Annotated in this window: 21 protein-coding genes and 1 tRNA gene; 8 read left to right on the plus strand and 14 right to left on the minus strand. The window is 60.7% G+C overall.

Annotated elements, in window-relative coordinates; translation table 11 throughout:
- Positions 1 to 60: 60 nt before the first annotated feature.
- The 3 genes from BK658_RS19430 to BK658_RS19440 all read right to left on the minus strand — a co-directional run bounded on the left by BK658_RS19430 (position 61) and on the right by BK658_RS19440 (position 2,157).
- A tRNA-Gln gene (locus tag BK658_RS19430) sits at positions 61 to 135 on the minus strand.
- Between the two features lie 191 nt (positions 136 to 326).
- The gene (locus BK658_RS19435; protein ID WP_123583686.1) at positions 327 to 980 is read right to left on the minus strand and encodes a peroxiredoxin; all 654 of its coding nucleotides are present in this window, start codon (positions 978 to 980) and stop codon (positions 327 to 329) included.
- A 163-nt stretch (positions 981 to 1,143) separates the two neighbouring features.
- On the minus strand, positions 1,144 to 2,157 hold the full coding sequence (locus BK658_RS19440; RefSeq protein WP_185019860.1) for a GlxA family transcriptional regulator: 1,014 nt from the start codon (positions 2,155 to 2,157) through the stop codon (positions 1,144 to 1,146).
- A gap of 314 nt (positions 2,158 to 2,471) precedes the next feature.
- On the opposite strand from BK658_RS19440, the gene BK658_RS19445 reads away from it, so the two are divergent.
- Together BK658_RS19445 and BK658_RS19450 are read left to right on the plus strand one after the other, a co-directional pair.
- Positions 2,472 to 2,777: a panthothenate synthetase gene (locus tag BK658_RS19445; protein WP_123583688.1), complete on the plus strand. Its 306-nt coding sequence runs from the start codon at positions 2,472 to 2,474 to the stop codon at positions 2,775 to 2,777.
- Positions 2,778 to 2,877: 100 nt separating this feature from the next.
- Positions 2,878 to 3,279, plus strand: coding sequence for a hypothetical protein (locus BK658_RS19450; protein WP_123583689.1), 402 nt, complete (start codon positions 2,878 to 2,880; stop codon positions 3,277 to 3,279).
- A 64-nt stretch (positions 3,280 to 3,343) separates the two neighbouring features.
- Here BK658_RS19450 and BK658_RS19455 read toward each other — a convergent pair whose 3' ends face one another.
- The 3 genes from BK658_RS19455 to gabT all read right to left on the minus strand — a co-directional run bounded on the left by BK658_RS19455 (position 3,344) and on the right by gabT (position 5,922).
- A complete protein-coding gene (locus BK658_RS19455) occupies positions 3,344 to 3,832 on the minus strand; it encodes an Lrp/AsnC family transcriptional regulator (RefSeq protein ID WP_008055821.1) in 489 nt (162 codons plus the stop codon).
- A 45-nt stretch (positions 3,833 to 3,877) separates the two neighbouring features.
- Positions 3,878 to 4,534 carry an HAD family hydrolase gene (locus tag BK658_RS19460; protein ID WP_123583690.1) on the minus strand — a complete coding sequence of 219 codons (657 nt, stop codon included), beginning with the start codon at positions 4,532 to 4,534 and terminating at the stop codon, positions 3,878 to 3,880.
- Positions 4,535 to 4,629: 95 nt separating this feature from the next.
- Entirely contained in the window at positions 4,630 to 5,922 is a 1,293-nt protein-coding gene (gene gabT / locus BK658_RS19465; RefSeq protein ID WP_123583691.1) for a 4-aminobutyrate--2-oxoglutarate transaminase, read from the minus strand.
- A 272-nt stretch (positions 5,923 to 6,194) separates the two neighbouring features.
- Here gabT and BK658_RS19470 point away from each other — a divergent pair, with 272 nt between their 5' ends.
- Positions 6,195 to 7,121 carry a 2-hydroxyacid dehydrogenase gene (locus BK658_RS19470; RefSeq protein ID WP_123583793.1) on the plus strand — a complete coding sequence of 309 codons (927 nt, stop codon included), beginning with the start codon at positions 6,195 to 6,197 and terminating at the stop codon, positions 7,119 to 7,121.
- A 190-nt stretch (positions 7,122 to 7,311) separates the two neighbouring features.
- Here the strand turns inward: BK658_RS19470 and BK658_RS19475 are convergent, their stop codons facing one another.
- The gene (locus BK658_RS19475; protein ID WP_123583692.1) at positions 7,312 to 8,196 is read right to left on the minus strand and encodes a LysR family transcriptional regulator; all 885 of its coding nucleotides are present in this window, start codon (positions 8,194 to 8,196) and stop codon (positions 7,312 to 7,314) included.
- Between the two features lie 95 nt (positions 8,197 to 8,291).
- Here BK658_RS19475 and BK658_RS19480 point away from each other — a divergent pair, with 95 nt between their 5' ends.
- From BK658_RS19480 to BK658_RS19500, 5 genes are all read left to right on the plus strand, one after another.
- A complete protein-coding gene (locus BK658_RS19480) occupies positions 8,292 to 9,428 on the plus strand; it encodes a DSD1 family PLP-dependent enzyme (RefSeq protein WP_123583693.1) in 1,137 nt (378 codons plus the stop codon).
- Positions 9,418 to 9,837 carry a RidA family protein gene (locus BK658_RS19485; RefSeq protein WP_123583694.1) on the plus strand — a complete coding sequence of 140 codons (420 nt, stop codon included), beginning with the start codon at positions 9,418 to 9,420 and terminating at the stop codon, positions 9,835 to 9,837. Before BK658_RS19480 ends, BK658_RS19485 begins: the two co-directional genes overlap by 11 nt.
- An 82-nt stretch (positions 9,838 to 9,919) precedes the next feature.
- Positions 9,920 to 11,104: an NAD(P)/FAD-dependent oxidoreductase gene (locus BK658_RS19490; protein WP_123583695.1), complete on the plus strand. Its 1,185-nt coding sequence runs from the start codon at positions 9,920 to 9,922 to the stop codon at positions 11,102 to 11,104.
- A gap of 59 nt (positions 11,105 to 11,163) precedes the next feature.
- Entirely contained in the window at positions 11,164 to 12,021 is an 858-nt protein-coding gene (locus BK658_RS19495) for a GNAT family N-acetyltransferase (protein ID WP_123583696.1), read from the plus strand.
- Between the two features lie 266 nt (positions 12,022 to 12,287).
- Positions 12,288 to 13,775, plus strand: a complete 1,488-nt coding sequence (locus BK658_RS19500; RefSeq protein WP_123583697.1) for an aldehyde dehydrogenase family protein — start codon at positions 12,288 to 12,290, stop codon at positions 13,773 to 13,775.
- A gap of 59 nt (positions 13,776 to 13,834) precedes the next feature.
- Here the strand turns inward: BK658_RS19500 and BK658_RS19505 are convergent, their stop codons facing one another.
- The 7 genes from BK658_RS19505 to BK658_RS19535 all read right to left on the minus strand — a co-directional run bounded on the left by BK658_RS19505 (position 13,835) and on the right by BK658_RS19535 (position 22,480).
- The gene (locus BK658_RS19505) at positions 13,835 to 14,914 is read right to left on the minus strand and encodes a tartrate dehydrogenase (RefSeq protein WP_123583698.1); all 1,080 of its coding nucleotides are present in this window, start codon (positions 14,912 to 14,914) and stop codon (positions 13,835 to 13,837) included.
- 26 nt (positions 14,915 to 14,940) lie between these two features.
- Positions 14,941 to 16,398: an NAD-dependent succinate-semialdehyde dehydrogenase gene (locus tag BK658_RS19510; protein ID WP_123583699.1), complete on the minus strand. Its 1,458-nt coding sequence runs from the start codon at positions 16,396 to 16,398 to the stop codon at positions 14,941 to 14,943.
- Positions 16,399 to 16,655: 257 nt separating this feature from the next.
- Positions 16,656 to 17,813 (minus strand): acetylornithine deacetylase, encoded by a 1,158-nt coding sequence (gene argE, locus BK658_RS19515; RefSeq protein ID WP_123583700.1) that lies wholly within the window; start codon positions 17,811 to 17,813, stop codon positions 16,656 to 16,658.
- Positions 17,810 to 18,964, minus strand: a complete 1,155-nt coding sequence (locus BK658_RS19520) for an NAD(P)/FAD-dependent oxidoreductase (protein WP_123583701.1) — start codon at positions 18,962 to 18,964, stop codon at positions 17,810 to 17,812. The genes argE and BK658_RS19520 overlap by 4 nt, the downstream gene beginning before the upstream one ends.
- Positions 18,961 to 20,352, minus strand: coding sequence for an FAD/NAD(P)-dependent oxidoreductase (locus tag BK658_RS19525; protein WP_123583702.1), 1,392 nt, complete (start codon positions 20,350 to 20,352; stop codon positions 18,961 to 18,963). Before BK658_RS19525 ends, BK658_RS19520 begins: the two co-directional genes overlap by 4 nt.
- Positions 20,334 to 20,642 carry a (2Fe-2S)-binding protein gene (locus BK658_RS19530; RefSeq protein ID WP_123583703.1) on the minus strand — a complete coding sequence of 103 codons (309 nt, stop codon included), beginning with the start codon at positions 20,640 to 20,642 and terminating at the stop codon, positions 20,334 to 20,336. The genes BK658_RS19525 and BK658_RS19530 overlap by 19 nt, the downstream gene beginning before the upstream one ends.
- Positions 20,639 to 22,480, minus strand: a complete 1,842-nt coding sequence (locus tag BK658_RS19535) for an ABC transporter ATP-binding protein (RefSeq protein WP_123583704.1) — start codon at positions 22,478 to 22,480, stop codon at positions 20,639 to 20,641. Before BK658_RS19535 ends, BK658_RS19530 begins: the two co-directional genes overlap by 4 nt.
- Position 22,481 lies beyond the last annotated feature (1 nt).

The raw sequence follows: 22,481 nt of genomic DNA on the forward strand, positions 1-22,481 counted from the left end.
GGATTACGAAGGCGTGGAGACTGCTGGTGCCGTTTCAACCGGCGCTCGAGCATAGGAAAATGGCAGGGGCGGCTGGATTTGAACCAACGCATGGCAGGATCAAAACCTGCTGCCTTACCGCTTGGCGACGCCCCTGTAGCTGTTGCTGAAAGCCCCGTGCGGGCCTCTGCAAGAACGCGCGGAAATTTATCAACTTTCGCTTCGTCTGGGAAGCCCCCAAACAATATAAATTGGTTTTAAAACAGCCACTTGCTATTGATCGGGTTAAAGAACCCTCCCCTGCCCGAGCCTGAGGCAACCGTTGCAAGGGAGGGACGCTGGCTCAGTTACTTCGGTTGCGCCACGGTGCGCAAATAGGGTTTCAACGTCTTGAAGCCCTGCGGGTACTTCTTCCTGGCTTCTTCGTCGGACACCGACGTGGGAATGATCACGTCCTCGCCCGGACGCCAGTTCACCGGGGTGGCGACGGTGTGCTTGGCGTTTAGTTGCAGAGAGTCGAGCAGGCGTAACACTTCATCGAAGTTGCGCCCGGCACTCATTGGGTAGATCAGCATCGCCTTGACTTTCTTGTCCGGGCCGACGATGAACACAGAACGCACCGTGGCGTTGTCCACGGCGGTGCGTGAGCCGCCACTGGCATTCAGGTGAATCATGTCGTAGAGCTTCGCCACCACCAGGTTCTCGTCGCCGATCATCGGATAGTTGACCGCATGCCCCTGGGTCTCTTCGATGTCACCGAGCCAGGCCCGGTGGTCACTGACAGGGTCGACGCTGAGCCCGACTATCTTGGTGTTGCGCTTGTCGAACTCCGGCTTGAGTCCGGCCATATAACCGAGTTCAGTGGTACAGACAGGGGTGAAGTCCTTCGGATGCGAGAACAGGATCGCCCACTTGTCGCCAATCCACTCGTGGAAGTGGATCGGGCCTTCGGTACTTTCGGCGGTGAAGTCCGGTGCTTCATCGCCAATGCGAATTGCCATGTTCTATCTCCTTACAGTGACTGATAGGGAAGCTGTCAGAACCCTGACAGCGGGCCCGACGGCGTTGGGTGCCAGCGTTGAGCCTGGCAACGCGAATCAGTATAGGAGACGCATCAGGACAGCCATGACAATCGCTTGTCCCGGCCTTGCGGTGGTGTCGTTTTTATTTGACCAGTCGCGTTTCCTTGGAAGGCCTGTATCCAAAGTACGAGCTATAGCATTTGCTGAAATGGCTGGGTGAAACAAAACCGCAGGCCACCAGCACATCGACCTGGGAGAGCTCGGTGTGTTGCAGCAGTCGCCGCGCCTCGGTGATACGCAGCTCCATGTAATACCGTTGCGGCGTTGTGCCCAGTTGCTCCTTGAACAAGCGTTCGAGCTGTCGACGAGAACGGCCCGCATAAACCGCCAGTTGCTCCAGCTCCAGGGGCTCTTCGAGGTTGGCATCCATCAGCTTGACCACCTCACGCAATGGCGCGCTCACACAGACATTCTCAGCCGGTTTGATGCGCCGATAACGAGACTCTTCGAAAGCCAAGATGTCCTCGATACCCTCGACCAGGGCTTTATCGTGTAGCCCCTTGATCCAGTCCAGCGCCATATGGAATGCACCCGAGGGACTGGAAGCGGTGAGCCGGTCTCGATCAATGACATAGGCTTCGCTGGTGACATGCGTCGCCTTGGAGATTTCCGCGAGTGCGGGGCGATGTTCGGGGTGAATGGCGCAACGATACCCATCCAGCAAGCCGGCGCCGCCGAGGAACCAGGCGCCATTCCACAACCCGGCCAGACTGACGCCCCGCTCTGCCGCTGCTCGCAACAGGCTGATCAACTCATCAGTCGCCTTCAGTTCTGTCCTGTAGCCGCCGCAAATGACCAACAGATCCAGGTCTTGAATAGCTGAAGAATCGATGCGCGCATCCGGACGAATCACCAGGCCCAGATCACTGATGACCTCCCCGTCATTCAAGCCGAACGTTCGGGAAGCGAACAACCCGGGGCGTAGCAGGTTCGCGGTGACAATCGTATCCAGCGCCTGGGTGAACGCGGGCAGCGAGAAATGCTCGAGCAGCAGAAATCCTGCCCGGGCCATTTGAGCAGGCTCACTGGGATTCTCATTCAGATAGCGAAGGTTTTTCCCCTTCATGCCTCCGCTAAATTGGCGTCGTTCGATCAATGTTCGACCTACTCGGTTACGTTAACCCACCTATCGTTCGGTGCGTCGGTAAAGCGCCATGCTAACCGCAGAAGTTTCAACACCACCAGCACCATTATGCAACTGATCAGGCGAGCTGAAAGCCGTGGCGAAGCGGGTGACATGATCCAGGCACATTCGGCGCGATGACCGCCCGTAACCCTGGTCGGGCGTCGTCTCATGCTTCGCTATGCTTAACCACACACCGCTGGAGCGGTCGAATACGGGCTTCGTGGCATGAGCGCCAGGAGCAAAGGCAGGGAGATGAGGCAGCTATCTGAAAAGAGAGTCGAATAATGAAAATGCTAATGATGGTCGAGTGCCCGAATGAACCTTTCAACGCGCTCGTCAGGGCCGGGAAGGTCGGCGAAGTCATCGGGCGAATCCTGGAAAGCATCAAACCGGAGGCTGCCTACTTTACCGAGCAGGATGGACTGCGCGGCGGGATTTTCCTGATCGACGTACAAGACTCCACTCAGATCCCCAGTTTTGCAGAACCGTTCTTTCTCAACTTCAATGCCACCTGCAAGTTCCGTCTTGTCATGAGCCCACAGGACCTGCAAAAGGCCGGTCTGGAAGCGCTCGGAAACACATGGGGTTGAGGGCGATCAGTACGGGGCGGTTATGTCCGCCCCAAACGATCATCGGGTCGCGACGAACCCGCTGGGCAATAACGGTTACCGATAGCTATGATTGGAGACCATGACAGCCTCTCTGCAGATTCGACAACCCTGCCCGCCCGGTGCCTGCGATTGCAGGCGCGAACAGTTGCTGGACATACCCAGCGCGGATTTGCGCATCCTGCACCTGACCCGCCAGGAGGAAAAGCGTCTGCTCGACCGGCTGGAGAATCTGCAGAGCCTGGCCGACCTCGAGCATTTGCAGCGTCGGATGTATGAGCAATTAGGCATTCGTGTGCACATCACCCCAAGCGCGCACGAAGTGCGAAGCATGCGCGGCATCGGTATTCAGCTTCTGGACCTGCCGGGGCTGTGCCGCAAAACCCGCCAGTCGATTCCGGCCGCCATTCGTCGCGGTTTGGAAAAGCACCCCGAGATTGCCTACGAGCTGCTTAACACCCACGACCTTTTGCGCGATACCTGAGGTGCCACCCGGCGTGCGCCTCTTTCAAAGACGCAGCGGGCGACAAACGATTATCGAGAACGTCTCAATGGCGCAGCAATTTGCGCAACGGCACGCCGTCCTTGAGCACGGGAGACTTGATGACGATGTAACTGAAGTACTTGGAGATGCCGATGTTCTTGTCCAGCAGGCTTTCGATCACTTCCTGATAGTGCTGGATGCTGCGGGTCATGAAGCGCACCAGATAATCGTAGCCACCGCTGATCAGATGGCATTCGAGCACTTCATCCACCAGACGGATATTGGACTCGAACTTGGCGAAGTCTTCGCGCTTGTGATCGCTCAAGGTGATCTCGGTGAACACCGTGACCGAGTCAGTGATCTTGGCCAGGTTCAAATGTGCCTTGTAGCTCGATATGTACCCCGCCGACTCCAGTCGCTTGACCCGTTGCAGGCACGGACTGGCTGACAGCCCCACGGCATCGGCCAGGCTGACATTGGTCATGCGCCCGTCTTTTTGCAACTCAACCAAGATGCTGATGTCGATCCGGTCCAGTTTCACTAAACCTTCCATTGCGTACCTCTTGATTGCCGTTTGTAGGACAATCTTCTAGCAAAATCAGCGCCGTAAAGACAGCTGATGCTGAGCGACCAGGTCAGCCATGCTGTTGATGCAGTAATCCGCCGCACACGAGGTTGCAGGTTTTGCCCGCCCGCGACAAATCAGGCACACATCGGTGGCTGCCTGCCGCCCGGCAGAAGGTCGGGTCACTTGCAGGATATCCCGGGCCTCAAGCCCATTGGTCTGTAACCAGTCCCGATCCAGCAAAGGATCGCTGGCCAGTGAAATGAAGTCGTCGGGCATGACCCCCAAACGCTCACAGAGCAGCCCTCGATCTTCGGCATCCCGATCGCCCTGCACCAGCAAGCGGTAGAACTTGCGCAGGTACAACATCGCGCCGGGCGCGTCCTCGAACAGCGACCAATTGGCCACCGAACGGGCAAAACTCATGCCCTCCTCCCAACTGGCTCTCAGCCCCCAGCGCTCGGCCAACTGGCGATGGGCGAAACACAGCAAGCCACTAAAGCCCAGTTCACCGAAACGCGGGTAGAGCGCACGCACCACCTCGCTGTATTCGGCCAATACCTGCTCCTTGTCCGGACGACCGCCAAGGCTGTCGAGCAGCGGTTGCAGCGCCGTCCAGACTCCCGAATCGCGATCGACCAGGACTTCATCGCAATCGATGAGCAACGCTCGATAATCAGTCAGCCCCATGGTACGCCAAGCCTCCAATAATGCACTCCGTCACTCCATGCGCCATAAATGCTCACGGGCGATACCCTGCAGTACCGCCCGGAGCAGGCGTGAACTCAGTTCAAGACGCGTGCCAATGCTGCTTCAAGAATCTGCAGCGCTTCGTCGATCTGATCTTCCGTTGTCACCAGCGGTGCAAGGAAACGCAGCACGTTGCGGTACACGCCGCATTTGATCACCAGCAGACCGCCCGCTCGGGCTTCGTCGATCAGCCGCTGATTCAGGTCCGCATCCGGGGTACGCGCGTCATCATCCTTGATCAGCTCGATCGCCAGCATGAACCCGCTGCCGCGCACATCACCGATTTGCCGGTGACGGGCTTGCAAGCGCACCAAGCCCTGACGCAAACGCTCCCCCAGGGCGTCGCCACGCGCCAGCAGCTGTTCTTGCTCGTAGGCTTCGATCACCGCCAGCGCTGCGGCACATGACAGCGCGTTACCGCCATAAGTGCCGCCCAGGCCACCGGGCAACGGCGCGTCCATGATCCCGGCCTTGCCGACCACACCGGACAGCGGCAAACCACCGGCAAGACTCTTGGCAACGGTCACCAGGTCCGGCTGGATGCCGGCATGCTGGAAACCGAACCATTTGCCAGTACGGCCAAAACCGGTCTGGATTTCATCGAGAATCAGCACGATGCCGTGTTTTTCAGTGAGGGCACGCAGCGCCTGAAGAAACTCCACGGGTGCCGACAGGAAACCACCGTCGCCCTGGACCGGTTCAATGATGATTGCCGCGACCCGTTCAGGGGCGACCTGGGTGGCCAACAACTCGTCCAGCGCCTTGAGGGCCAACTCGCTGCTAACGCCGCGATAGGCATTCGGATACGGCGTGTGAAATACCTCCGGCGCGAACGGCCCGAAGTTCTGCTTGTACGGTTGGCTCATGCCGGTCAGCGTGGTGCCGAGCAAGGTGCGACCGTGAAACCCGCCACGAAACGCGATCACCGCCGAACGATTGGTGTGAGCGCGGGCGATCTTCACCGCGTTTTCCACGGCCTCGGCGCCAGAGGTAAAGAACGCCGCTTTATACGCTTCGTTGCCACCGATCATTTCGCACAGGCGCTGGGCCAGATCGAGATAAGGCTTATAGGCCACCACCTGAAAACACGCATGGGAGACCTTTTGCAACTGGGCCTGCACCGCAGCAACCACCTTCGGGTGGTTGTGGCCGATGTTGAGCACACCAATGCCGCCGACAAAATCCAGGTAGCGCTTGCCGTCCACGTCCCACAATTCGGCACCTTGGGCGCGATCGATCACCAACGGGTGAGCGGTGACCAGGCCACGTGGCACGAATTGATCGCGCTGACGGAGCAAATGAGGGGTTTCGTCGACTTTGCTGTTCATGGCATTTCCCATCGTGAGTCCGGCAACCGGGAAGTGGTTGCGATGGTGTTCAGGTTAAGGCTTGTGCGAAACGAACTACGCCGAACTTGCGCCCTGAGAAATTCGGATCAACTGTTTTCACCCCGCCAAACGGCAGATTCCTTCAGCCCGCCGAATCTGCCGGGGCATGCCTGATAGAAACTGGCGCAAGCCGTTTAACCCGGCCCTTTCGACAGATCCTGCGCTGGCGTTGCGCGATGATGGACAGCACCTTCACCCTTCAGGAAATGCCTATGGCCCTGCTTTATAAAGCTGACCCGGTGCGCGGCGAACAGTGGAAAGCGCTGTTCGCCGCGCACGCCCCGGATATCGAATGGCGCGCCTGGCCGGACATTGGCGACCCCAACGACATTCAGTACCTGGCCGCCTGGCAGGCCCCGGACGATCTCGAGGTGCTGCTGCCCAATCTGCGCGTGTTGTTTGCGTTGTCCGCCGGGGTCGATCAACTGGACCTGAGCCGCTTGCCGATGAGCCTGCCGGTGGTGCGCCTGCTGGACCCTGGCATTACTCGCGGCATGTGCGAATACGCCAGCTTCGCGGTGCTCAGCCTGCACCGGGACATGCTTCGCTATCGCCAGCAACAAATGGCCCGGTACTGGCAGGCACACTTGCTGCAACCGGCGGCCAAGCGACGGGTTGGCGTCATGGGCCTCGGTACCCAGGCCCGGCAGATTCTGGCGACCTTGCAGCCCCTGGGTTTTGCGTTGTCCGGCTGGGCGCGCAGTGCCCATCACATTCAGGGCGTCGATTGCCATGCCGGCAACGAGCAACTGCCAGCGTTCCTGAGCCAGTGCGACATTCTGTTGTGCGTACTGCCGCTGACCGATCAGACCCAAGGCATTCTCGACCGCACGCTGTTCCAGCAACTGCCCCGTGGCGCGGCGCTGATCAACATGGGTCGTGGCGGGCATCTGGTGGAAAGTGATTTGCTTGAGGCGCTGGACAGCGGGCAACTGAGCGGCGCCGTACTCGATGTGCTACAGGAAGAACCGGCGCCGATGGATCATCCGTTTTGGGATCATCCGCAGATTCTGCTGACCCCGCACATTGCGGCGATGACACAGCCGGAAAGTGCGTTCGGGGTGTTGCTGGAGAATATTCAGCGGCATCAGCGTAGCGAGCCTATGGTCGGTGAGATCGATCGCACCCAGGGTTATTGAATACACAAAAAATCAAAATGTGGGAGCGAGCCTGCTCGCGATGAGGGCCTGATATTCAACAGTGATGTTGACTGACAGTCCGCTATCGCGAGCAGGCTCGCTCCCACAGTAGTCCGGTGGATGATTCAGAGTCCGTCGGCAATCACCCGCTCGATCGCCTGCAGAATCCCGTCATGCGCCGCGCGATACATCACGCTTTCAATGCATCTTCCAGAAAGGCCACCAACGCCTGTACGCGCGCACTGCGAAGTTTGCGTGAGGGGACCAACAGGTTGATCGGCGCGCTGTCGAATTGCCAATCCGCCAACACCCGTGTCAGGCTGCCGTTGGCGATCGCTTCACTGACATCCCATTGCGAACGTAGCACCAGCCCCAAGCCTTGCTCGGCCCACCGCCGGGCCACGCCTCCATCGTTGCTCAACAGCGCCGGCTCGATGCGCAGCGTTTTGCGCCCCTGCCCCTTACGCATATGCCACAACGTGACGTCTTCATCATTCTCGCGAATGCAAATGCAACGATGCTCGGCCAGTTGTTCGGGCGACGACGGCACGCCGTGCTGCTCCAGATACGCCGGACTGGCGCACAGCCATCGGTTGTTTTGCGTGAGGGGTTTGGCGATCCACAGGCTGTCGTTGAGGTGACCAATGTGAATCACCGCATCGCTGTCGTGACGATCAGGCCATGGCGTTTCGCGCAAATCCAGGTGCAGGCACAGCTGTGGATGCAATCTGGCAAAACGGGCCAGCAGCGGCGCAATGCGCTGGCGCCCATAGCCGAACGGCGCTGCCAGCCTGAGTGTGCCAACCAGCCGCTCATCATGCTGCCTGAAGGACTCTGGAAGCGCCTCCAACTGTTCCAGCAAAAGCGCGCTTTCACGGGAAAAACGCTCGCCATCGGCAGTGAGACTCAGGCGCCGGGCATCGCGATTGGCCAGGGTCAGACCCAGCAGCGTCTCCAGCTTGCGCAAACGCATGGACAGCGCCGGTGGTGAGACATTCAAGACTCTGGCGGCAGCGCTTAAAGACTCGGAGCGCGCCAGCGTTACGGCCAGACGTAAGTCTTCGACGGAGATCATTCAATTCTACTTAATGATTGATGACTATTCATTGAACCACACCTTCATGACGGCTGAGTAGAGTGGACCTCGTACCCAGCCACCCGAGTTCTGTCATGTCAGCCCTTATTGCCTCCCTCGATACGCCCGCCGCGATAGTCGATGTCCCGCGAATGCAGCGCAATATCCAGCGCATGCAGCAGCGCATGGACACCCTGGGTGTGCATTTGCGCCCGCACATCAAAACCAGCAAATGCCTCCCCGTGATCAAGGCACAGATAGCCGCTGGCGCAAGCGGTGTCACGGTTTCCACCTTGAAAGAAGCTGAGCATTGTTTTGCTGAAGGCATCAGCGACATTTTCTATGCCGTTGCCATGGCGCCTGCCAAATTGGCCCAGGCACTGATACTCAGGCGCAAGGGCTGTCAGCTGAGCGTGCTCACCGACAGTGTTGCCGGGGCGCAAGCCATCGTCTCCTTCGGACAGAAACACGACGAACGATTCGAGGTCTGGATCGAGATAGATTGCGATGGCCACCGCTCAGGTCTGACCGTTGAAGATCATGCACTCATAGAGGTCGCACGCGTCCTTTCTGAGGGGGACATGCAACTGCGAGGCGTAATGACCCACGCCGGATCCAGCTACGAACTCGACAGCCTTGAAGCACTGCAAATCCTCGCCGAACAAGAACGCGCCCTCTGCGTCGAGGCCGCCGAAAAAATCCGCGAAGCCGGACTGGCGTGCCCAGAGGTCAGCATCGGCTCCACTCCCACGGCACTGTCGGCACGGAGTCTGGAAGGCGTCACTGAAGTACGCGCAGGTGTCTATGTGTTCTTCGACCTGGTCATGCACAACATCGGCGTCTGCCAGGCAGGCGAGTTGGCGCTGAGCGTGCTGACCACCGTCATCGGTCACCAGCAAGATAAAGGCTGGATCATCACCGATGCCGGCTGGATGGCCATGAGTCGTGATCGCGGTACGCAGCGCCAGCGACAGGACTTCGGCTACGGACAGGTGTGTACCGAGGCCGGTGACTGGATCGAGGGCGCGCTGCTCACGGGCGCCAACCAGGAGCATGGCATCATCACCCTTGGAACGGCCGAGAGCGCCAACCTCGTAGCGCGCTTCCCTATCGGTAGCCGTCTGCGGATTCTCCCCAACCATGCGTGTGCCACGGGCGCGCAGTTCCCGGATTATCACGCCTGTGACGCCGAGGGCGTCGTGCACACCTGGAGTCGTCTACATGGCTGGTGATCAAGCAGGTTCGATCGACTTAATCCACACCACCCACGCAGCAACTCCGGGCGGACACTACTCCCAGGCGGTATTGCACGAGGGCGTTTTATATGTGTCCGGACAACTGCCGTTACGCGCGAATGGCGACCACAGTGCCGACCAGCCGTTCGAGATTCAAGCATCCATCGTGCTCGATAACCTGGTGGCGATCCTCAGCGAAGCAGGCCGGAGCACGAGTGACCTGCTGAAGGTCACTGTCTATGTCGTAGGAATAGAACACTGGCCCGTCTTTGATCGGATTTATGCCCAATATCTGGGAGAACATCGGCCAGCCCGCGCCGTGGTGCCTGTTCCGGTATTGCATCATGGTTATTTGATCGAAATCGAAGCACTGGCCCGCGGCGAACAAACGGAAACCTACCGATGACGAGGCGCTTTGCACGACTGGCCGAGCAGGGTCGACCGACCGTCAACACACCCTCAACGATGATGATCATCGAGGAACTCTCATGAAACCGCAAAAAAGCGATGTCCTGATTGTCGGCGGCGGCATCATGGGCTCGACGTCAGCGTTTTTCCTGCGTCAGCGTGGACTCTCCGTCACCCTGCTGGAGCGTGACCAGATCGGTCAGTACGCCAGCGGCGTGAACTTCGGCAACGTCCGGCGCCAGGGGCGATTCCTTGGGCAGCTGGAGCTGGCGAATCGTTCCTGGGCGTTGTGGAAACGCTTGCCGGAGCTGATCGACGACGACCTCGAATTCATCGCCAGCGGGCACATGCGGGTGTGTTATCGCGAAGACGAAATCGCCGAGCTTGAGGCCTACGCTGCCGCCCCCGAGGCGGCGCAACTGGACCTGAAAATTTATCGCGGTGCTGAGCTGCGCCAGCGTTTTCCGTTTCTTGGGCCAGAGGTCAAGGGCGGCTCCTATGCGCCTCACGATGGCCACGCCAACCCGCGTCTGGCAGCGCCGGCGTTCGCCCGGGCGGCCCGGCGCCTCGGTGCGCGGATCGAAGAGCGCACCGAAGTCGCCGAGGTGCAGAAGGTCAATGACCAATTCCACGTCACGACCACCGATGGCCAACTGTTCGTCGCCCAGCAACTGCTGATCACCGCCGGCGCCTGGGCCGCCAAGCTGTCCGAACAATTCGGCGAACCCGTGCCGCTGGAACCCAATGGTCCGCAGATGTCGGTGACCGAGCCGGTGCCCTACGCCTTGCCAACGGTGATCGGCGTGTTTACCAAAATCAAGGAAGAGGTGATTTACTTCCGGCAGATCCCCCGCGGCAACATCATCATCGGCGGCGGCAACCGCTGCAAACCGGACATGCTCAACCGGCGCGCTTACTTCAAGCCGGAAAGCCTGCTCAACCAGATGCGGCAAATGCGTCGCCTGCTACCGGGGGCCGAGAAGCTGAACATCATCCGGGTCTGGAGCGGCATCGAGAGCTATACGCCGGATTCCCTGCCGGTCATCGGCCCCAGCGGCACCGTCGATGGATTGTTTTATGCCTTCGGCTTCTGCGGTCATGGCTTCCAGCTTGGCCCGGGCGTCGGCGATGTGATGGCCGAACTGATCAGCAGCGGTCGTACCAGTACCTTGATCAGTCCATTCGATATCCGTCGGTTTACTAACCCATCCGCGATTGCGATGCCGTTATCTACCAGCCTCCTCAGCACAGGCAAACTTATATGAGCCGCGCACCGCAACGCCCTGATCGCCCCACTCAAGATTGCCCTCTTCAAGGAGGCTCCATGCCTGCAACGCCGGACTCTGCCTATCTGTACCGCACGGTTACCGCGGCGGATATGCCCGCGGCACACGCTCTCTCCGCGCACCTGAAATGGCCTCACCGAGAAGAGGACTGGGCCATGGTACAGCGCACGTCCGAAGGCTTTGTCACGGAACATAACGGTCAGCTGGTCGGCGTAGCATTTGCCTGCCATCAAGGTGCTTACTCCTCCATCGGCCTGGTGATCGTGAGTGATGAGCACCAGGGAAAGGGGATCGGACGTCGGCTGATGAACCTGTGCCTGGACGCCGCTGAACCCCGCACGTCGATCCTCAATGCCACCGAGTCGGGCGCACCGCTCTATGCAAGCCTGGGATTCGTCGACTTCGCGCGTATCCAGCAGCATCAAGGCGTGCCACAGACACCTGCGCCGATCCCTTTGATCAAGGGCTCGCAGTGTCGCGCATTAGGCCCGGCCGATTACCCGAGGCTGATTGAATTGGCCAATGCGGGTAGCGGCCTGGACCGCACAGCGGTACTCAACGATTTGCTTGCGATGGCCGAGCACGCGGTCGGCATTGAGGCGGATGGACAGCTGCAAGGCACTGCCCTGCTCCGTCGTTTTGGCCGTGGCCATATCATTGGTCCGGTTGTCGCACACAACCAGGAACAGGCCCAACAGTTGATTACCCACCTTCTGCGTTTGATACCGGGTACCTTTGTTCGCTTCGACATTCTGGCCGATTGCGGGTTAGCACGCTGGCTGGAGAGCCTGGGGTTGCAGTGCGTCGACAGAGCGCCGCGAATGGTTCGTGGACTTCCCCCGCAGTCAAGCGGTGGAATCCAGCAGTTTGCGCTGGTGACTCAAGCTATCGGCTAGCGATCACAACCGCCAGCGAGGGGTTTATCGGACGCACTGCCCACGTAAACGGCTCAGTTGCATGGATGCAACGTTAGCCTGGCAGATACAGCAGATTGTCCCTCGCCGACTTGAATAACGGCATCTTTTGCCGGGGTCATTTTGTTAGCGTATTGCGGTAACAGGGCATAGGGATGTATGGGTCGCCACGGCGATGCTCTGGTGACTCGCTCCCTCCCCGGCCCTTCTGTTCGCGGTGTCTATTACCGCTCCAAGGAGCTCGTTGGATGACAACACAATCTTCGAATAGCTACAGCGTTGATCCGCAAACGTCTCACAAGTTTTATATCAACGGCCGTTGGTCTTCCCCCGCCATCCCGGCCAGTTTGCCGGTGGTCAATCCGGCAAGTGAAGCCGTTGTTGCGCAGGTCGCGCGCGGGTCTGCCGAGGATATCGATCGGGCAGTCGCTGCGGCGCGTGCAGCGTTTGCGAGTTGGTCTGCGTCCTCGGCAGAGTCGCGCGCGCTTGTCCTTGGAAAGATCTACGATCTCATCCTTGAGCGAAAAGAGGTGCTCGCGCAGGCACTCTCTCTCGAAATGGGGGCAGCGATCAGTTTCGCTCGGGCAATGCAAGTGCCTCTCGCGGCCGAACACGTTCGGATCGCACGTGATCTCCTCTCCAGCTATCGCTTCCAAACGGTTGAAGGCGGCACCGCGATTGAACGCGAAGCAATAGGTGTCTGCGCGCTCATCACGCCGTGGAACTGGCCGCTGTATCAAATCACCGCGAAAGTTGCCCCGGCTATTGCTGCCGGGTGCACGGTGGTTTTGAAACCCAGCGAACTGTCGCCTCTAAGCGCCCTTCTTTTTGCACAACTGGTCCATGACGCAGGCCTCCCGCCTGGCGTCTTCAACCTGGTGAACGGAAGTGGTCCCGAGGTCGGCGCCGCCATGGCGGCGCATCCCGATATCGATATGATCTCAATTACCGGCTCAAACCGCGCAGGCGCGCTGGTCGCACAGGCAGCCGCCCATACGGTGAAGCGCGTCACGCAAGAGCTGGGAGGCAAGTCTCCGAATCTTCTGCTTCCCGACGCCGACTTCGCCAAAGCCGTCCCGCTGGGAGTGATGTCTGCGTTTCGCAACGTCGGACAATCCTGCAGCGCCCCGACACGAATGATCGTTCCAAAGGACCGGCTGGCCGAAGTCGAATCCCTGGCTGCCGCAACCGCCAATGCGATTATCGTGGGTGACCCGCAATCGGAAGAGACGGTACTCGGCCCCATTGCCAACGAGGCCCAGTTCAATCGCGTGCAAGCCATGATCAACGCGGGCCTTAGTGAGGGCGCCAAACTCATTTGCGGAGGACCAGGACGTGTGCCGGGCTTTGAAAAGGGCTTTTACACCCGCCCCACTATTTTTTCCGAGGTAGATTCCACTATGCGGATCGCCCAAGAGGAAATTTTCGGTCCCGTGTTGTGCATCATTGCGTATGAGACGATCGATGAGGCGGTCGCTATCGCAAACGACACGGTATATGGGCTGGGCGCCCATGTTCAGGCTCAGGACCTTGATCTTGCACGTGCCGTTGCCTCTCGTATTCGCGCGGGACAAGTGCATCTGAACTACCCCGCCTGGAATCCAATGGCTCCGTTTGGCGGTTATAAGCGCTCGGGTAATGGTCGGGAATACGGTGTCTACGGCTTTGAAGAGTACCTGGAAACCAAAGCAATCATCGGATTTGGCGCAGCACCCGATCTCCCTTCGCGCACATAGAACACGCTTCATCGGACCAATAGGGCAACTGCTCGCAGCCGCCCTATTGTTACCTCAGTTCAAAGCGCAGCGACGATTGCCCTACCGACATCCTGAGTCGAGCCCTTCCCGCCCAGATCCGGCGTGATCGGCCCCTCGGCAATCACCCGCTCTATCGCCTGCAAAATCCCGTCATGCGCCGCGCGATAACGCTCATCACCGTTACCCAGGAAATCCAGCATCAACGCCCCGGACCAGATCATCGCAATCGGGTTGGCGATGTTTTGCCCGTAGATATCCGGCGCCGAGCCATGCACCGGTTCGAACAGCGACGGAAAACGCCGCTCCGGGTCGAGATTCGCCGACGGCGCAATGCCGATGGTTCCGGCGCAGGCCGGACCGAGGTCGGAGAGAATGTCGCCGAACAGGTTCGACGCCACCACCACATCAAAGCGGTCCGGTTGCAGCACGAAACGCGCACACAGAATGTCGATATGCTGTTTGTCCCAGGTGATGTCCGGGTACTGCGCGGCCATCAACGCCGTGCGCTCGTCCCAGTACGGCATGCTGATGGAAATCCCGTTGGACTTGGTCGCTGCCGTCAGGCGTTTGCGCGGCCGGGTCTGGGCCAGCTCGAAGGCGAACTTGAGAATCCGGTCGACACCGCGCCGGGTGAACACCGACTCTTGCAGCACGAATTCATGCTCGGTGCCTTCGAACATCTTGCCGCCGACCGAGGAATATTCGCCTTCGGTGTTCTCGCGAATCACCACGAAATCGATATCGCCCGGTTTGCGCCCGGCCAACGGACACGGCACGCCGGGGAACAACCGCACCGGGCGGATGTTCACGTACTGGTCGAAGTCGCGACGAAACTTGAGCAGCGAACCCCACAGCGAAATGTGATCCGGCACCTTGTCCGGCCAGCCCACGGCGCCGAAGTAGATCGCGTCAAAATCCTTGAGCTGTTCGAACCAGTCGTCGGGCATCATCTGCCCGTGCTCCAGGTAGTAATCGCAGTGCGCCCAATCGAGCACCTCGATGCTCAAATCCAGCTGCCATTTCTTCGCGGCCTGCTCCAGTACCCGCAGCCCTTCGGGCAGGACTTCCTTGCCGATGCCATCGCCGGCAATCGCGGCGATTCTGAATGTCTTGCTCATCAATCGTGGCTCCCCGTGTCTGTGAGTTACAGCCCGCCAATATGGAAGGCTTTGACTTCAAGGTATTCATCCAGGCCGTACTTGCTGCCTTCACGGCCAAGACCCGACTGCTTGATGCCGCCGAACGGGGCGACCTCCATGGAAATGATCCCGGTATTGAGGCCAACCATGCCGAACTCCAGCGCTTCGCCGAAACGCCACGAGCGGCGCAGGTCCTGAGTGAAATAGTAGGCGCCCAGGCCATAAGGCGTGGCATTGGCCAGCGCGAGAGCTTCGGCCTCCTCGGTAAAGCGCATCAGCGGCGCCACCGGGCCGAAGGTTTCTTCATTGGCCAGCAACATGCCGGAGTGGGCATCGCCAAGCACCGTTGGCTGGACAAATTGACTGTCACCCTCGGGAACACCGCCGCAGAGCAAACGCGCGCCCTGGCTCAGGGCATCGTCGATATGCCGGGCGACTTTGCTCACCGCCGCCGGATTGATCAGCGGGCCGATGGTGACGTCAGCGTCGAGGCCGTTGCCGACCTTGAGCTTGCCCACCTCCTCCACCAGACGCTGGGCGAAGCGTTCGTAGATGCCGTCTTGCACCAGGATGCGGTTGGCGCAGACGCAGGTCTGACCGGCGTTGCGAAACTTGCTGAGCATGATGCCCGCCACCGCCTGCTCAAGATCAGCATCGTCGAACACAATGAACGGCGCATTGCCGCCCAGCTCCAGACTAAGACGCTTGATGTGTTCAGCACTCTGGCGCATCAGCAGCCGACCCACCGCCGTCGAGCCGGTAAAGGAAATCTTGCGTACGGTCGGGTTGCTGGTCAGCTCTTCGCCGATACCGGCAGGCATTCCGGTCAGCACGTTGAACACCCCGGCCGGAATCCCGACCCGTTCGGCCAGTACCGCCAGGGCCAGCGCCGACAACGGCGTCAGGTCCGAGGGTTTGACGATGATCGGGCAGCCTGCCGCCAGGGCTGGCGCGCACTTGCGAGTGATCATCGCGTTGGGGAAGTTCCACGGGGTGATCGCCGCGCAGACTCCCACCGGTTGCTTGAGGGTCAGCAGTCGGCGGTCGCCGCTGGGGGCCGGCATGGTTTCGCCGTAAACCCGTCGAGCTTCTTCGGCGAACCATTTGACGAAACCGGCGCCGTAGCGAATTTCGCCTTTGGCTTCGTTCAGTGGTTTGCCCTGCTCGCAGGTCATGATCAGCGCCAGGTCGTCGAGGTTGTCGATCATCGCCTGATACCAGCGCTCCAGCAGCGCCGCCCGCTCGGCTGCCGGGCGGGCGCGCCAGGCCGGCCAGGCTCTTTCGGCGGCGTCGATGGCGCGGCGGGTTTCCGGGCCTTGCATCGCCGGTACACGGGCGAGCAACTGGCCGTTGGCCGGGTCGATGACGTCGAGGGTCGCGGCGTTGTCGGCGCCGATCCACTGCCCGTCAATGTAGGCGAGTTCTGCCAAAAGGCTTGGGTCTTTCAAACGATTCTTGAGCATGGTCGAGTCCTGATCCGAGACACTTGCCAGTCTAGGGAGGTGCCTCGGAAGAGGATGCTGAAAGCGCGGTTGGGGCGGTGTCGGATGCTGAAAATCGCGGTGGGACGGCAGGCTCTACCGAAGGAGATTCATGGCCTGACAGACAAATGAATAACCCTGTGGGAGCGAGCCTGCTCGCGATAGCAGTGGGTCAGGCAATATTGATGTTGAGAGATAATCCGCCATCGCGAGCAGGCTCGCTCCCACATTTGATCCTTTTACAACTTCAAAGAACCGATTAGACCTTCCAGAAACCGCTCCCCGGCCTCCATCTGGCTGATCTCGATAAACTCGTCCGGCTTGTGCGCCTGTTCGATAGAGCCCGGTCCGCAGACCACCACCGGCACATCCAGGCGCTGCTTGAACAACCCGCCTTCGGTGCCGAACGAGACTTTGGCCGTGCCGGTATCCGGTGCGGCGAAGTTCTTCAGAAAGCGCACCGCCTCGACGCTCGGATGGGTGTCGAGACCCGGATAGACGTTGAGGGTTTGAATCTCGATGTCCGCCACGCTGGACAGCTTTTTGGCCTCGCGCACGATCACTTCCGCACGCTCTTGCATCTGCTCCAGGAACTGATCCAGATTATCCGCCGGCAAATTGCGCACTTCGAAATCCAGGGTGCACAGGTTCGGTACGATGTTCAACGCCTTGCCGCCAACAATCTGCCCTACATGCACCGTGCTGTAAGGCACGTCGTAGTCCGTATCCTGCGCGCCCTGCTCTTGCAATTGCTGTTGGCTTTGACGCAGTGCCGCGATGAAATCGCAGGCCACGTGAATCGCATTGACGGAACGCGGCGCCAGCGAGGAATGCGCTTCCAGGCCACGACAGTAAGTGCGGTAAGAACCCTTGCCCTTGTGCCCAAGCACAAACTGCATGTTGGTCGGTTCGCCAATCAGGCACAGGAATGGCCGCACTGGCGCCAGGTGCAACACATCGAGCAAACGCCGCACACCGACGCAACCGATCTCTTCGTCATGGGACAGGGCCAGTTGCAGCGGTCGGCTCAACGAATGGTCGGCGGCGTCGAGCATGGCGTCGATGGCCAACGCGATAAACCCCTTCATGTCGCAGCTGCCGCGACCGTAAATCCGCCCCTCCTGCACCGTCGCCTGAAACGCCGGGAAGGTCCAGGCCTGACCCGCTGCCGGGACCACGTCGGTGTGCCCGGACAGCAGAATCCCCGGTAACGCTTCTGGGCCAGTGCTGGCAAACAGGTTGGCCTTTTTGCAGGTGGAGTCCTTGACGATCAGCGACTCGATGCCCTTGCTCAGCAGCAGGTCGCGCACGTACTCGATCAAGGCCATATTCGACTCCGAAGACACGGTATCGAAGGCCATCAGGCGTTTGAGAATATCCAGTACACGGGGTTTCATGAGGCCTTGCTCCGTTGCTCGGCTGGAAGGGCGAACCGGCGAATGGAGAACGGCTCAATCGACGTGCGGGTGCTGCCGGTACTGATCAGTTCGGCCATCACGTCGCCGACGCCCGGGCCAAGCTGGAAGCCGTGACCGCAGAAGCCGAACGCGTAGAACAGCCCGTCGACCGTACCGCTGGGGCCCATCACCGGCAAGGAATCGGGCATGTAGCCTTCGATGCCGCTCCAGACGCGGATGATGTTCAGATTGCCGACACCCGGCAGCAGGCGACGCATCTGCTGGATCTGGTTGAGGATGCTGCGCGGCTCGACCTGAGCCCGACGCGTGAGCATATCCGGCTTGCTGCGGTAGCCACCGCCGATGACGATGTTGCCGCGCGGGATCTGCCGGAAGTAAATCACTTCTTCGGGAATCTTGGTGTACACGCCGATCACCGTCGGCAAGGCGTACGGCACCGACTCGGTCACGGCCATTTGCGGGCCGTGAGTGTCCAGTGGCACCGGCTCGCCGAACTGCGCCGAAAGCTTCTGGCCCCAGGCACCGGCGGTAATCAGCAACTGTTCGGCGCTGAACTGGCGTCCATCGGTGGTGGTGACGGTGAACTCGCCGCCAACCTTTTGCACGTCGGCGACTTCGGTCTGCTCTTCGATCCGTGCGCCAAGGCGCCGTGCCGCCCGGGCAAACGCCGGCGCTGCCAGACGCGGGTTGGCGTGCCCGTCGTGGGGCGCGAAGGAGCCGCCCTTCACATCCGACCCAAGAAACGGAAAACGCCGGTGCAGCTCAGCGCCGCGAAAGATTTGCAAGTCCAGTTGCGCCGCCTCGGGGGCGGCAGCATAGGCCTCAAGCTCGGAGATTTCGTCTTCGCGATAACACACCCGCATGTGCCCGCTGGCGATGAATTCGAGGTCGTCGTCGATCAGCTCCGGCAGGCGTTTCCACAACGCCCAGGAACGGTTGGCCAACTCCAGCTGACCGAGGAATCGCCCCTGGCGCCGGACATTGCCGAAGTTCACCCCGCTGGCGTACTGACCGATCTGGTCACGCTCCAGCAAGATCACCGACTGCCCGCGCTGGCGCAGGAAAAACGCCGCCGCCGAACCCATCAGGCCGCCACCGACAATCACCACATCGGCTTTCTGTACCGTCATGGCGACACCTCCTCGGTGAGCATCGAAAGCGGTTTGACCGGCGCCTGACCACGCTGGCGGCCGACCTGTTGCACGTTGACGCCCGCCGCAGCGGCAATCACCTCGGCCCCGGCCTGAGAGCAATAACGGCCCTGGCACCGACCCATGCCAACCCGGCTGAACGCCTTGGCCCGGTTAACCTCACAAGCACCTTTCTCCCAGACCACGGCCCGCAACTCGCCGGCGCTGATCATCTCGCAGCGGCAGACAATGGCGGCGTCCGGCAAGGCTTTGGCTTGCGCCGACGGCCAGGGAAATGCCTCGGTCAAACCGAGACGAAACCGGTCCATTCCCGCCAGGGCGTGCCGCTGTTCGTCGCGCAACCCGGCGTCCACCGGCTGGTGCAGATCCTCCAATAGCGCCATGGCCACCAGGCGCCCGGCGTGTTCGGCGGCGTCCGCCCCACGAATCTTCGAGCCATCACCGGCGGCATACACGCCATTCACCGACGTCCGGCCTTCTTCATCGGTGGCCAGCCACCATTGGCTGGACGCCTCATCGAAGCGCATACGGCAACCGGCCAGATCCGCCAGTTGGGTTTCCGGGCGCAAGTGATAACCCAGCGCCACGGCATCGCACGCCACGGTCAAGGTCTCGCCTTTGGCGGTACGCACCCGCACACCGCTGACACCGCTGGCTGCGTCGCCCAGCACTTGCAGGGGCTGGATGCCCAGGTGTACGGGAATCTTCGCCCGGTACAGCTGCGCCAACAGTTTCATCCCGCTGAACAGCACTCCGGGACGCGCCAGCAGCTTTGGCAAGGCGCCGATGCGCTTGCTCAGCGGCGAAGTGTCGAGCACCGCTGACACGTTGGCACCGGCCTTGAGGTATTGACTGGCGACCAGATACAGCAACGGCCCGCTGCCCATGAACACCACGCCGTGGCCGATCGACACCGCTTGGGACTTGAGCGCGATCTGCGCCCCGCCGAGGCTGTACGTCCCCGCCAACTGCCAGCCTTCGATCGGCATCAAGCGGTCGGTGGCGCCGGTGCAGAGGATCAGTGCGTCGTACTGCACCGTCGAGTGCTTGCCCTGACTGACGCAGCACAGTTGCCCCGGCGTGAGGTTCCACACCAGCGTGTCCGGGCGGTAGTCGATCAACCCACGCAAGCGGTCGAAGCTCTGGTGCAGGTCTTTGGCCTTGGCCGCTTCGGTGCCGTAAAGCGTGGCGTAATCGCGGGTAAAACCTTCCGGTTGGCGCCGGTAGATCTGCCCGCCATCGCGGCGATTTTCATCGATCAGGATCGGCTTGCAGCCCGCCGCCAGCAAGGTTTCGGCGCAGCGAATACCGGCCGGCCCGGCGCCGACGATAACCACTCGATGTGTGCTCAGCCGTGCAGTGGCCATATCGCCTCCGGTTGTGTAGTGACGATATCCAGCCCTTCACGGACTTCGTTGGAACAGGCGCGCAGACGTTCGCCACTGCGGGTCCAGACCCAGCAATCCTGACAGGCGCCCATCAGGCAAAAACCGGCGCGGCGGCCCGAATCGAACTCCGACTGACGCAATGCCGAGCCCTGGGTCAGCAACGCGACCATCAGTGTGTCGCCCTGCAACGCCTCGATGGGTGCGCCGTCTACCTTCAATTTGACAGTCGGCCGGCCCTGCTCGGCCAGCCTCACAAAACGCCCCTTCATGCATAGACTCCCTGAATCATGCTGTTCAAATCCTGCTGGGATTTCAGTAACTCGGCACTGTCGTGGTGGCAGAGGATTTCACTGCCGCCGACAAGCGTCCGGCGGTTCGGCGCAGTGCGATTGCACAGACCGTCGACCCGCACCGGGCAGCGATTGAGAAACGTACACAACTCCGGCACGTTGGCCTTCGCACCGATCGGCGGCAGCGTGCCGCAGGTGGTGTCGCAGTGTTCCAGCCAGCCCTGACGCAGTTCCGGGACCGAATGAATCAACAGGTCGGTGTAAGGATGGAAAGGCGCCTGGGCAAACGACTGCCGACTGCCCTCCTGAACCTTGTAGCCGCTGTACATCACCACGATGTCGTCACACAGCGCGCGCACGGTGGAGATGTCGTGGCTGATGAACAGATAGGACACCCCCAGCTCCTGACGCAGGTCGCGCAGCAGTTCAAGAATCGCCGCGCCGACCACCGTATCCAGCGCCGAAGTCACCTCGTCGCACAGAATCAGGTCCGGCTTGGCCGCCAGCGCCCGGGCCAGGTTGACCCGTTGCTTTTGCCCGCCAGAGAGTTCATTCGGCCGACGCTCGGCCAAGCTCCGCGGCAAGCGCACCAGGTCCAGCAATTCGCCGATACGCTCGCGCAAGGCGGCGCCCTTGAGGCCGAAATACATCTTCAGCGGTCGGCTCAAAATCGTGCTGACACTGTGCATCGGGTTGAGTGCGGTGTCGGCGTTCTGGAAGACCATTTGAATGCGCCGGAACTGTTCGTCGGTACGCTCGCGAAGGCTGCCGCCCAATGGCTGACCATCAAAGGTCAGGCCACCCAACGCCGGCGTCAGCAACCCGGCTACCACCCGCGCCAGCGTCGACTTACCGGAACCCGACTCACCGATCACGCCGATGGCCTGCCCTCTGCGCACCGTCAGGTCGATGTCTTCCAGCACGCGGATCGACGGCATGCCTTGGGTATTCTTGTTGCCGTAGCCAGCGGTCAAACCTTTGATGGTCAGCAGCGGCTGATCTTCGGCCACACCACAGGGTGGGCGGATTGTCGTATCCGGCCGCGCTGCCGCCAACAGGCTGCGGGTGTACTCATGGGCCGGGCCTTTGAGCAACGGCGCGGTGGCGCTCTGTTCGAAGATCTGGCCGCCATTGAGCACCACAATCTGGTCGGCCATCTGCGCCACCACCGCCAGGTCGTGAGACACGTAAACCGCCGTCGCCCCACGTTCGCGCACCACCCGTTTGAAGGCGCGCAACACGTCAATCTGAGTGGTCACGTCCAGCGCGGTGGTCGGTTCGTCAAGCACCACCAGCAATGGATCGCTGATCAGCGCCATGGCCGCCATCACCCGCTGCAATTGCCCGCCGGACACCTGATGCGGGTAGCGTTGACCGATGTGTTCAGGGTCCGGCAAGGCCAGGTCGCGGAACAGCTCGATGGCTTTGGCTTCGAGCACGGTCCGGTTGCCCAGACCATGAATCAACGCGCCCTCCACCACTTGGTCGATCAGCTTTTTCGCCGGGTTGAATGCCGCCGCAGCGCTTTGCGCGATGTACGACACCCGGTTCCCGCGCAGGCCTTGCAGTTCGCGCTCGCTCAACGCCAGCATGTCGTGCTCGCCGACTTGCACCACCCCGCCGGCCAACCGGCAACCGCGCCGGGCGTAACCGAGCAGCGCCAGGGCGATGGTGGTCTTGCCGGAGCCCGACTCACCAATCAGCGCCAGCACTTCGCCTTTCTCCAGGGAGAAGCTCACGCCCTTGACGATTTCTACTTCGCCGCGCTCGCCGCAGGCAACCACGCGCAGGTCCTCGACTCGAATCAATTCACTCATA

This window comes from Pseudomonas brassicacearum (assembly GCF_003732175.1).
Taxonomy (GTDB): Bacteria; Pseudomonadota; Gammaproteobacteria; order Pseudomonadales; family Pseudomonadaceae; genus Aquipseudomonas; species Aquipseudomonas brassicacearum_G.

Coding starts and splice junctions, on each gene's coding strand:
- BK658_RS19450 (WP_123583689.1), top strand. CDS start 2,878: ATGACAGCCTCTCTGCAGATTCGACAACCCTGCCCGCCCGGTGCCTGC.
- BK658_RS19520 (WP_123583701.1), bottom strand. CDS start 18,964: ATGACGGTACAGAAAGCCGATGTGGTGATTGTCGGTGGCGGCCTGATG.
- BK658_RS19435 (WP_123583686.1), bottom strand. CDS start 980: ATGGCAATTCGCATTGGCGATGAAGCACCGGACTTCACCGCCGAAAGT.
- BK658_RS19530 (WP_123583703.1), bottom strand. CDS start 20,642: ATGAAGGGGCGTTTTGTGAGGCTGGCCGAGCAGGGCCGGCCGACTGTC.
- gabT (WP_123583691.1), bottom strand. CDS start 5,922: ATGAACAGCAAAGTCGACGAAACCCCTCATTTGCTCCGTCAGCGCGAT.
- BK658_RS19470 (WP_123583793.1), top strand. CDS start 6,195: ATGGCCCTGCTTTATAAAGCTGACCCGGTGCGCGGCGAACAGTGGAAA.
- BK658_RS19480 (WP_123583693.1), top strand. CDS start 8,292: ATGTCAGCCCTTATTGCCTCCCTCGATACGCCCGCCGCGATAGTCGAT.
- BK658_RS19535 (WP_123583704.1), bottom strand. CDS start 22,480: ATGAGTGAATTGATTCGAGTCGAGGACCTGCGCGTGGTTGCCTGCGGC.
- BK658_RS19510 (WP_123583699.1), bottom strand. CDS start 16,398: ATGCTCAAGAATCGTTTGAAAGACCCAAGCCTTTTGGCAGAACTCGCC.
- BK658_RS19505 (WP_123583698.1), bottom strand. CDS start 14,914: ATGAGCAAGACATTCAGAATCGCCGCGATTGCCGGCGATGGCATCGGC.
- BK658_RS19475 (WP_123583692.1), bottom strand. CDS start 8,196: ATGATCTCCGTCGAAGACTTACGTCTGGCCGTAACGCTGGCGCGCTCC.
- BK658_RS19455 (WP_008055821.1), bottom strand. CDS start 3,832: ATGGAAGGTTTAGTGAAACTGGACCGGATCGACATCAGCATCTTGGTT.
- BK658_RS19445 (WP_123583688.1), top strand. CDS start 2,472: ATGAAAATGCTAATGATGGTCGAGTGCCCGAATGAACCTTTCAACGCG.
- BK658_RS19485 (WP_123583694.1), top strand. CDS start 9,418: ATGGCTGGTGATCAAGCAGGTTCGATCGACTTAATCCACACCACCCAC.
- BK658_RS19490 (WP_123583695.1), top strand. CDS start 9,920: ATGAAACCGCAAAAAAGCGATGTCCTGATTGTCGGCGGCGGCATCATG.
- argE (WP_123583700.1), bottom strand. CDS start 17,813: ATGAAACCCCGTGTACTGGATATTCTCAAACGCCTGATGGCCTTCGAT.
- BK658_RS19460 (WP_123583690.1), bottom strand. CDS start 4,534: ATGGGGCTGACTGATTATCGAGCGTTGCTCATCGATTGCGATGAAGTC.
- BK658_RS19525 (WP_123583702.1), bottom strand. CDS start 20,352: ATGGCCACTGCACGGCTGAGCACACATCGAGTGGTTATCGTCGGCGCC.
- BK658_RS19500 (WP_123583697.1), top strand. CDS start 12,288: ATGACAACACAATCTTCGAATAGCTACAGCGTTGATCCGCAAACGTCT.
- BK658_RS19495 (WP_123583696.1), top strand. CDS start 11,164: ATGCCTGCAACGCCGGACTCTGCCTATCTGTACCGCACGGTTACCGCG.